The organism is Streptomyces sp. NPDC101225, from assembly GCF_044767585.1.
Classification (GTDB): domain Bacteria; phylum Actinomycetota; class Actinomycetes; order Streptomycetales; family Streptomycetaceae; genus Streptomyces.
Genome location: NZ_JBIWOE010000068.1, coordinates 1 through 8,711, shown reverse-complemented (window position 1 = coordinate 8,711; position 8,711 = coordinate 1). Strand labels below are relative to the sequence as shown.

At 68.9% G+C, this 8,711-nt stretch carries 8 protein-coding genes; 5 read left to right on the top strand and 3 right to left on the bottom strand.

What is annotated here, in order from left to right; translation table 11 throughout:
• Window positions 1-137: 137 nt before the first annotated feature.
• The gene (locus tag ACIRPX_RS43795; RefSeq protein ID WP_404205734.1) at window positions 138-1,046 is read right to left on the bottom strand and encodes an SDR family oxidoreductase; all 909 of its coding nucleotides are present in this window, start codon (window positions 1,044-1,046) and stop codon (window positions 138-140) included.
• Between the two features lie 34 nt (window positions 1,047-1,080).
• Window positions 1,081-1,857 carry an SDR family oxidoreductase gene (locus ACIRPX_RS43790; protein ID WP_404205733.1) on the bottom strand — a complete coding sequence of 259 codons (777 nt, stop codon included), beginning with the start codon at window positions 1,855-1,857 and terminating at the stop codon, window positions 1,081-1,083.
• Window positions 1,858-1,935: 78 nt separating this feature from the next.
• Between ACIRPX_RS43790 and ACIRPX_RS43785 the strand changes: the two genes are divergently transcribed.
• The 4 genes from ACIRPX_RS43785 to ACIRPX_RS43770 are packed head-to-tail and all read left to right on the top strand — an operon-like array spanning window position 1,936 to window position 5,388.
• Window positions 1,936-2,700 (top strand): enoyl-CoA hydratase family protein, encoded by a 765-nt coding sequence (locus tag ACIRPX_RS43785; protein WP_404205732.1) that lies wholly within the window; start codon window positions 1,936-1,938, stop codon window positions 2,698-2,700.
• On the top strand, window positions 2,697-3,560 hold the full coding sequence (locus ACIRPX_RS43780; RefSeq protein WP_404205730.1) for a CoA transferase subunit A: 864 nt from the start codon (window positions 2,697-2,699) through the stop codon (window positions 3,558-3,560). Before ACIRPX_RS43785 ends, ACIRPX_RS43780 begins: the two co-directional genes overlap by 4 nt.
• Complete coding sequence (locus tag ACIRPX_RS43775) at window positions 3,557-4,327, top strand: CoA-transferase subunit beta (RefSeq protein ID WP_404205729.1); 771 nt, start codon at window positions 3,557-3,559, stop codon at window positions 4,325-4,327. Before ACIRPX_RS43780 ends, ACIRPX_RS43775 begins: the two co-directional genes overlap by 4 nt.
• Complete coding sequence (locus ACIRPX_RS43770) at window positions 4,324-5,388, top strand: NAD(P)H-dependent flavin oxidoreductase (RefSeq protein ID WP_404205728.1); 1,065 nt, start codon at window positions 4,324-4,326, stop codon at window positions 5,386-5,388. Before ACIRPX_RS43775 ends, ACIRPX_RS43770 begins: the two co-directional genes overlap by 4 nt.
• 174 nt (window positions 5,389-5,562) lie before the next feature.
• On the opposite strand, the gene ACIRPX_RS43765 is transcribed toward ACIRPX_RS43770, so the two are convergent.
• Window positions 5,563-7,032, bottom strand: coding sequence for an aldehyde dehydrogenase (locus ACIRPX_RS43765; RefSeq protein ID WP_404205727.1), 1,470 nt, complete (start codon window positions 7,030-7,032; stop codon window positions 5,563-5,565).
• Between the two features lie 304 nt (window positions 7,033-7,336).
• On the opposite strand from ACIRPX_RS43765, the gene ACIRPX_RS43760 reads away from it, so the two are divergent.
• On the top strand, window positions 7,337-8,711 hold a 1,375-nt coding region (locus ACIRPX_RS43760; RefSeq protein ID WP_404205725.1), incomplete at its 3' end, for an LLM class flavin-dependent oxidoreductase.

Below are 8,711 nucleotides of genomic sequence, written 5' to 3'. Positions count from 1 at the left end.
ACTCCGGGCCCCCCCTATCACCACCCGGGCCCGCCCCGGGGGGCCGGGGGGCCCGGCGCGCGCCCCCCGGGGGCCCCCCCGCCATGGGGGGGGGGCCCCCCCCGGGGGGGGCCCCCCCCCCACCGCTCATCGCCCGGCTACTGCGCCCCGTACACCGGCTGCGGAGTCTCCGCCTCAGCGAGCAGCTTCACCGCCGTCTCGCCCGCCTCCGCCGGGGACCAGCGCTCATCCTTTTCGACCGTGGGGCCGGGGCGCCAGCCCTCCATGACCGTGATGCGGCCGCCCTCGGCCTCGAAGACGCGGCCGGTGATCCCGGTGCAGGCCGCCGAGCCCAGCCAGACCACCAGAGGCGAGACGTTCTCCGGAGCCATTGCGTCGAATCCGGCCGTGGGGGCAGCCATAGTGTCGGCGAACGTAGCCTCCGTCATACGGGTCCGCGCGGCCGGAGCTATGGCATTGACCTGCACTCCGTAGCGGGCCAGTTCAGCCGCGGCCACCAGCGTCATCCCGACGATGCCTGCCTTCGCGGCGGAGTAGTTGCCCTGGCCGACGCTGCCCAACAGCCCCGCCCCGCTGCTGGTGTTGATGATCCGGGCCACCGGCTCGCGCCCCGCTTTGGCCTCCGCCCGCCAGTGCGCCGCGGCATGCTTGAGCGGCAGGAAGTGCCCCTTGAGGTGGACCCGCATGACGGCATCCCAGTCGTCCTCGTCGAGGTTGACCAGCATCCGGTCGCGCAGAAAACCGGCATTGTTGACGAGGGTGTCGAGCCGGCCGTACGTCTCCAGAGCCGCGCGAACCAGCGAAGCGGCGCCCTCCGTCGTGGCGATGTCCCCGTTGTGGGCGACTGCCTTCCCGCCGAGCGCCTGGATCTCCTCAACGACCTGCTGAGCGGGCCCAGTTGCAGCTCCCGTGCCGTCGAGCCCGACCCCGAGGTCATTGACGACGACGGCGGCTCCCTCGGCGGCGAACGCGAGGGCGTGCGCCCGGCCGAGTCCGCGGCCCGCGCCGGTGACGACGGCGACGCGTCCGCTGCACAGTCCGGTCATGGTGGAAGTCCTTTCATCGATGACGTAAGAGAAGTCACTTGTTGGCGGTTGCCGCGTCGAGGAAGGCGGGGCGCTCGCCTCCACCGTGCACGAGCAGACTGGCCCCGCTGATGTACGAGGCGCGGTCGGAGGCGAGGAACACGCAGGCATCGCCGACCTCATCAGGGTCCGCGAGCCGGCCGAGCGGCACGGTGCGGCCGACGGCCGCGATGCCCTCCTCGTCGCCATAGTGCAGCTGGGACAGTTCGGTGCGGACCATGCCGAGGACGAGGGTGTTGACCCGCACCCGTGGCGCCCATTCCACGGCCATGCTGCGGGCCAGCTGCTCCAGGCCCGCTTTGGCGGCTCCGTAGGCGGCCGTGCCGGGGGAGGGGCGTTCGCCGCTGACACTGCCGATCATCATGATGGACCCGCCGTCGCTTTGAGAGGACATCACCTCGTACGCGGCGAGGGAGACCGCCAGCGGAGCGAGCAGGTTCAATTCGATGACGCGGGCATGCCGTTCGGCTCCGCCCTCCTCCAGCATCCGGTAGGGCGTGCCCCCGGCATTGTTGATCAAAGCGTCGACCCCGCCGTACTCGGCGCGCACCTGCGAGAAGAAGGCCGTGACCGCCTCTGCGTCCCGCAGGTCGACGGGGAGGAACCCGGCGGTACGGCCGCCCGCCTCGACGGGTTTCTCCGGGGGACGGCGGGCGCAGGTCACCACCTCGGCGCCGGCGCCCAGCAGCGCGCGGGTGATACCCGCGCCCACCCCCCGGGTTCCGCCGGTGACCACTGCCACACGGCCGGTCAGATCGATGATCGTTGCCAAAGGGCACCTCCCGCAGTGAGCGATCCGCTGCTATCTTCCACCTAACAAACGTTTGGTGGAAAGGTAGCTGATTCGCTCATGGGTGTCTCCACCACAGCCCCCGAAGAGGGCATCGCGGTCGTCACCGTGGACTACCCGCCGGTCAATGCCCTCCCTGTCCAGGGCTGGTTCGACCTCGCCGCGGCGCTGCGCGCCGCCGGCGCCGACCCCAAGGTGCGCTGCGTCGTGCTCGCGGCTGTCGGCCGCGGGTTCAACGCGGGCGTCGACATCAAGGAAATGCAGCGCACCGACGGGCACACGGCGCTCGTGGGCGCCAACCGTGGCTGCTTCGAGGCCTTCGCCGCGGTCTACGAGTGCGAGGTCCCGGTGGTGGCCGCCGTGCAGGGCTTCTGCGTGGGCGGAGGCATCGGCCTGGTGGGCAACGCGGACGCGATCGTGGCCGGCGACGACGCGACCTTCGGGCTGCCCGAACTTGACCGGGGTGCCCTCGGCGCGGCCACTCATCTGGCCCGGCTCGTCCCGCAGCACCTGATGCGGCCGATGTACTACACCTCGCGCACCGTCACGGCAGCAGAGCTCCACCGGCACGGCTCGGTGTGGCAGGTCGTGCCCCGCGAGGAGCTCCAGGACGCCGCACTGGGCCTGGCCCGGGAGATCGCCGCCAAGGACGGTCAGATCATCCGCCTCGCCAAGGCCGCGATCAACGGCATCGACCCGGTGGACGTCCGCCGCAGCTACCGCTTCGAGCAGGGCTTCACCTTCGAGGCCAACCTCAGCGGCATCGGCGCTCGCCACCGCGATGCGTTCGTGTCCGCCAAGTCGTCCAAGAAGGAGGCACGGTGAGCGACAAGACGTTGACCGCCGAACAGGTCGTCGGGCGGCTCCGCAGCGGCATGACCCTCGGCATCGGCGGGTGGGGGTCACGGCGCAAGCCGATGGCACTGGTCCGCGCGCTGCTGCGCTCGGACATCACCGATCTCACCGTCATCTCCTACGGCGGCCCCGACGTCGGCCTCCTCGCGGCTGCGGGAAAGATCCGCAAGCTGGTGGCGGCCTTCGCCACCCTCGACTCCATCCCCCTGGAACCCCACTTCACCGCGGCCCGGCAACAAGGCGCCTTCGAACTGGTCGAAATAGACGAAGCGATGTTCATGTGGGGCCTGACCGCCGCGACCCAGCGGCTGCCCTTCATGCCGATCCGCGCCGGTCTCGGCTCGGACGTGATGAAGGTCAACCCCCACCTGCGCACGGTCACGTCACCCTATGAGGACGGCGAAGAATTCGTCGCAGTCCCCGCGCTGCGGATGGACGCCGCGCTCGTCCACCTCAACCGGGCCGACGCACAGGGCAATGCCCAGTACCTGGGCCCCGACCCCTACTTCGACGACCTGTTCTGCCAAGCCGCAGACGAGGCGTTCGTCTCCTGCGAACGGGTCGTCGACACCGCAGACCTCCTCAAGGAGGCGGGCCCGCAGACCCTGCTGGTCAAGCGTGCGTTCGTGACAGGCGTGGTGGAGACACCCAACGGCGCTCACTTCACGTCCTGCACCCCCGACTACGACCGCGACGAGGCCTTCCAGCGCTCCTACGCCCAGGCCGCCCGCGACCCGGAAACCTGGCAGGCGTTCACCGAACGCTTCCTGTCGGGAGACGAAGGGGCATACCAGGCCGCGGTAGCGGCATTCTTCGAGGAGCAGGCATGAGCAGTCCAACGACGACGGTGACGCGGGCCGAATACTGCGTGGTGGCCTGTGCGGAGGCCTGGCGGTACGCGGGCGAGATCCTGGCCAGCCCGATGGGCGTCATCCCGACGATCGGTGCCCGCCTGGCGAAACTCACCTTCGCCCCCGATCTGCTCCTGACCGACGGCGAGGCCTTGCTCGTCGGCGACGTCCCGGCGATCGGCAAGCAGTCCGACGTGGTGGAGGGCTGGCTGCCCTACCGCCAGCACCTGGCCATGGTGGCCACCGGCCGGCGGCACGTCATGATGGGCGCCAGCCAGATCGACCGCCACGGCAACCAGAACATCTCCTGCATCGGCGACTGGAGCCGCCCCAAGCGGCAGCTGCTCGGTGTGCGCGGAGCGCCCATCAACACCCTGAACAATCCGACGAGTTACTGGATCCCCAAGCACTCCCCGCGGGTCTTCGTCGAGAACGTCGACATGGTCTGCGGAGTGGGCTACGACCGCGCCGCACAGGTCGGCATGTCCGCAGTGCGCTACCACCGCATTCCGGAAGTCATCAGCAACCTGGGTGTCTTCGACTTCGCCACCTCGGACCGCACGATGCGGCTGCGCTCGGTGCACCCGGGCGTTACGGTCGAGCAGGTTGTCGAGGCCACCGGCTTCCCGCTCGTCATCTCCGGCGACACCGTGCCCTACACCCGCGAGCCCAGCGCCGTGGAACTGCAGCTCATCCGGGAGACCCTCGACCCGAAGGGTGTGCGCGACCGCGAGGTGCCCGCATGAGCGACGTCGCGATCGCCACTCCGCTCACCGAACTGGTGGGAGTGCGGCATCCGATCGTCCAGACGGGCATGGGCTGGGTGGCTGGCCCGCGGTTGGTCTCCGCCGCCGCCGACGCCGGAGCGCTCGGCATTCTCGCCTCCGCCACCATGACCCTGGAACAGCTCCGTTCAGCGGTCCGCGAGGTCAAGTCCCGTACGGACGCGCCCTTTGGCGTCAACCTGCGCGCGGACGCCTCCGATGCGACCGACCGCGTGCAGATCCTCCTCGACCAGGGCGTGAAGGTGGCCTCGTTCGCCCTCGCGCCGAACCGGGAACTGATCGCACGCCTCAAGGACGCCGGAGTGGTCGTCATTCCCTCCATCGGCGCCCGACGCCACGCCGAGAAGGTCGCCGCCTGGGGCGCCGACGCGGTGGTCGTGCAAGGAGGCGAGGGGGGTGGCCACACCGGCAGTGTGGCCACCACGGTGCTACTGCCGCAGGTCGTTGACGCCGTGGACATCCCGGTCATCGCGGCGGGCGGCTTCCATGACGGGCGCGGCCTGGTGGCGGCGCTGGCGTACGGCGCTGCCGGAGTCGCCATGGGCACCCGCTTCCTGCTCACTTCCGACAGTACGGTCCCCGAAGCGGTCAAGGCCCGCTACCTGGCGGCAACCGTCCAAGACATCACCGTCACAACCCAGGTCGACGGTCTGCCGCATCGGATGCTGCGCACCGAACTCGTCGACTCGCTGGAGCGCTCGGGCCGTGCGGCCGCGCTGCTGCGCGCGCTGTGTCACGCCGCAGCCTTCAAGCGTGAGTGCGGCATGAGCTGGACCGCAATGGTCCGCGACGGCCTGGCGATGAAGCACGGCAAGGAACTGTCCTGGAGCCAGGTCCTGCTGGCCGCGAACACCCCCATGATGCTGAAAGCCGCGATGGTCGACGGCCGCCCCGGCCTCGGTGTGATGGCTTCCGGGCAGGTCGCCGGCCTGATCGACGATCTGCCGTCCTGCGCCGAGCTCGTCGACCGTGTCATGGACGAAGCACATGCCACGCTCAAGCGGTTGCCATCTGTCCCATAGGGATGCTTCACCGCCCGTTGATGTCAGCCGGACGCGGCGATCCGCCCGTCCGGCCACGGAGCGGCACCGCTGGGCCGATGAGCCCGAAGGGCTTTGTGACTCATGACGGCGTACTGCTGAAAATCCGTCGCCTTCCTCCGGTCTCCCCCGGCCGGAGCAAGGCGGCAGCTCGTGTCAGCCGACGTTCATCCAGACGGCCTTCGGATCCATCCATTCGTGCAGGGCCGTCGAGCCGTTGGCCGTGCCGCCGTTCCCGCTCTGCTTGTGTCCCCCGAATGGCAGGGCCCAGTGCATCGCCTTGTAGGTGTTGACCCAGACGTTTCCGGCTCGGAGCCGGTCCGTCACCCGGTGGGCTCGACGCAGGTCCTCGGTCCACAGGCCGGCGGCCAGCCCGAAGGGGGTGTCGTTGGCCAGCTCGATCGCCTGCTCCTCACTGCTGAAGGGCAGCGCGACGGCGACCGGGCCGAAGATCTCCTCCTGGCTGATCCGCAACCTGTTGTCGTCCACGGCGAACAACGTCGGGTCGACATAGAAGCCTCCGCGCAGCGGCGAGCCGTCCTTGATCAGCTCCTCTGTCGTCCGGCCTCCGGTGACCAGCCGGGCACCTTCTTCCTGTCCGAGTCGCAGGTACGAGCGCACGGTGTCGTACTGGGCCTCGTTGGCGATCGGTCCCATGCCGGTCGACAGGTCCATCGGGTCACCGACCTCGATGGAAGCGGCGTGCGCGGCCAGCCGTTCCAGGAACTCGTCGTAGATGGAGACATCTACGAGCACGCGGGATCCGGCAACGCACGCCTGACCGGCGTTCGGGGTGAAGATGCCCGCACTTACACCGGTCACCGCGGCATCCAGATCGGCGTCCGCAAACACGATGTTGGGCGACTTGCCGCCGAGCTCGAGCAGCAGGTTCTTGATGTTCACGGTGGCGCGCTGCATGATGCTTCGCCCGGTCGCGGTGGAGCCGGTGAAACTGATCTTGCCGATGCCGGGGTGGCCAGCGATCGCATCGCCGACCTCCGAACCGCGTCCGGAGACCACATTCACCAGACCCGGAGGGAAGCCGAGCTCGTCGAACAGGCGGGTTGCCTCCAGGATCGAGGCGGTGGCCTGCTGGGCGGGCTTGACCACGATCGCGTTGCCCGCGGCGAGGGACGCCGCCACCTTGGCGAAGAACACGGGCAGCGGGCCGTTCCAGGGGATGATCAGAGCCGTAACCCCCACCGGCTCCCATCGGGTGTACGCGAACGCGCCGGGACGAATGTCCACCGTCGAACCTTGGAGGTTCTCGGCCAGTCCGGCGAGGTAGCGGATCTGCATGGCGGCACCGGGGATCTGGGCGAAGCGCGTCTCGCGCAGCGGACGTCCGTTGTCGCGTGTCTCCACCTCCGACAACCATTCCGCGCTGGCTTCGACGGCATCGGCCCACGCACGCAGCTTCGCCGCCCGCTCAGCCGCCGAAAGGCCCGTCCATGCCCCGCTGTCGAACGCCCGTTGAGCCGCCTGGACGGCAATGTCCACGTCCTCGGCGCCACTGGCGGGTATCCGTGCCCACGGCTGGCCCGTGGAAGGGTCGACGGACTCCAGCCACGCTCCCGAACGGGCTGGGCACCGTTCGCCACCGATGTAGTTGAGGAACTCTTGCACGTCCTTCTCCTCTCGCGGCGGTAACCGAGCAAGCGCTTGGGTGCAAGTGTCTCCCGTCTCGGCCTCGGGCGCTACCTCCTGGCGCCTCGAAAGCGGTCGGGTGCGGAGTATTGACGCCTGCGCGTGAGGGGCTGAAGGATCTAGATAAGCAAGCAATTGCTTGGTTTGGTGGTGCAGGGTGGCCCGGTTCTGGAGCGCTGCGGTGCATCAACGCGGCTGGATGAGCCCGCTCTTCACGTCATGACCGTGGCGAAGGTGATCCGAATGGAGGCACTGCGTGACAGGTCCATCGAACGTACCGCCGATGCGCTTCGGCATGTTCATAGCTCCCTTCCATCCGCCGGAAGGCAACCCCACCCTGCAGCTGCGCCGGGACCTGGAACTGGCGGCCAGGGCCGACAACCTGGGATTCGACGAAGTGTGGTTCGGGGAACACCACTCGGCGGGGTTTGAGACGATCGGCTCGCCCGAGCTGATGATCGCTGCGGCCGGTGAGCGGACGAAACGCATCATGCTCGGTACCGGCGTGAACTCGGTCAGCTACCACAATCCCTTGATCCTGGCCGATCGGATTGTGCAGCTCGATCACATGACGGCAGGCCGCGTGATGATGGGCATCGGGCCGGGACAGCTCCCCTCGGATGCGTTCATGCTCGGCATCGATCCGACCCGGCAGCGGGACATGATGGCACAGGCCATCGAAGCGCTGGTGCCCTTGGTCCGTGGCGAGACGGTCACCATGAAGACGGACTGGTTCGATCTGCACGAGGCGAGGGTGCAGTTGACGCCGTTCTCCCGGCACGGCATTGAACTGGCCGTCGCCTCCGTGTTCTCCCCGGCCGGCGTGACGCTCGCCGGCCGACACGGGCTCAGTGTGCTGTCCGTGGCGGCATCAGATCTTCGGGCACGCGGGCAACTGGCTGACAACTGGGCAGTGCACGAACGGGCGGCTGCGGAGCATGAGCAGATGCCGCGGCGCGACCGTTGGCGGGTCGTCGGGATGATGCACCTGGCCGAGAGCCGCGAGCAGGCCCGTCGAGAGGTCGAATGGGGAATCCTGCGCTCTACGGCGTACTTCGAGGGGCTGACCGGGCAGAAGATGCCGTGGCGGAGCTCGCCGCAGAACGCCGCTGACCAATGGACCAGCGAAGGCCTCCCCAGCTGGGGCGTCGGCGTCGTCGGCACACCCGACGACGCCATTGCAGCCATAGAGCGGCTGCAGGAACAGACCGAAGGGTTCGGCACATACCTGCTCAACGTGCACGACTGCGCCTCGTGGGCAGCGACGCAGCGCAGCTACGAACTGTTCGCTGAGTACGTCATCCCGCACTTCACGCGGTCCAATCGCAACCGTGAAGACAGCCGTGACTGGGCCCACCAGAACAGTGAGCGTTTCATCGGACGGATGACGCAAGCCATCACCGAGGCGACGCACAAATACACGGCGCCAGGGGCCATGCAGGGAACTGGAAGAGTAACCAACAGCCGTACGCCCCCCCGGATAGGAGCCGTCGCCCGAAAGGGAGGCGCAGAACGGCGCAGCACGAACTGGGGGGTGCCGGACCACGACGTTCTGCTCCGCCCCGGACCGCTCGGCCCGTGTGGTTGTCGTGGGGGGGGGGGGGCCGCGGGGCCCGGGGCGCGCCCGCCCCAAAAAGACCAACCAAACCCCGCTGAGG